Raw genomic sequence first — 547 nt, 5'->3', positions numbered from 1 at the left:
CCCGGCCGCCACCGGCAACGACGGCGCCGTGCAGACCGAGTTTTAAGCGCGCGCGCCATCCACCAATACCCCATTCAACAACGGAGCACTGATTTATGAAAAAGCAAACGCGCCAGGTCTTTGGCCAATATGAAACCCGCCTGGGCCAATTGAACGACACGGACAACGTGGCCAAGACCTTCAGCGTCACGCCCAGCGTGCAGCAAAAGCTGGAAAACAAGATGCAGGAATCGAGCGAGTTCCTGTCGAAAGTGAACGTCATCGGCGTGGGCGAGCAGGAAGGTGAAAAGCTGGGCCTGGGCGTGTCCGGCCCGATTGCCGGCCGCACCAACACCAAGGACAAGGAACGCAAGACGCGCGACCTGTCCACCCTGGACGGCACCAAGTACCGCTGCGAGCAAACCAACTTCGACACGCATTTGAACTATGCCAAGCTGGACGCCTGGGCCAAGTTCCCCGATTTTCAATCGCGCGTGGCCAATGCCATCTTGACGCGCCAGGCGCTCGACCGCATCGTCATCGGTTTCAATGGCGTCAAGGCCATGGC

General features: G+C 59.6%; 1 protein-coding gene. It reads left to right on the top strand.

From position 1 onward, the window contains the following. Positions 1-95 precede the first annotated feature (95 nt). A partial coding sequence (locus tag ACP7DE_RS28000; protein ID WP_426075184.1) for a P2 family phage major capsid protein occupies positions 96-547 on the top strand: 452 nt, incomplete at its 3' end.

The organism is Janthinobacterium sp. DSP2-3-3 (assembly GCF_049897325.1).
Classification (GTDB): domain Bacteria; phylum Pseudomonadota; class Gammaproteobacteria; order Burkholderiales; family Burkholderiaceae_D; genus Janthinobacterium.
The sequence above is the reverse complement of the archived record's forward strand: the minus strand, read 5'-3'. Positions and strand labels throughout refer to the sequence as shown.